Source organism: Lacinutrix sp. MEBiC02595, assembly GCF_053601555.1.
This window is the reverse complement of the sequence record NZ_JBSHNU010000119.1, coordinates 1-236: the sequence shown is the minus strand read 5'-3', so window position 1 is coordinate 236 and position 236 is coordinate 1. Positions and strand designations below refer to the sequence as shown.

Below are 236 nucleotides of genomic sequence, written 5' to 3'. Positions count from 1 at the left end.
CCTCTGTAGATTGTACAGCAGATGATAACGAAACTATTGCCGATGCTTGGAATACTGCTAACATACTTGCGCTTGAATCTTGTGGTTCAGATAGTTGTGATGCAGATGGTGTTTATAACGTAACTTCCAATTACGACTTCAACAACTTAAACGTAGTTTGTGGTCCTTGTGGTTCGCTTCCTGTTACCTATACCGTTGCAGATGATTGTGGTAATGAATCTACAATTACAGTAACG

The 236-nt window shown here is 39.8% G+C and carries 1 protein-coding gene; it reads left to right on the top strand.

Annotated features, from left to right (window positions below):
• Nucleotides 1–236, top strand: a 236-nt coding sequence (locus ACVCZW_RS00785) for a hypothetical protein (protein ID WP_452231403.1), incomplete at both ends; no start/stop codon positions are given.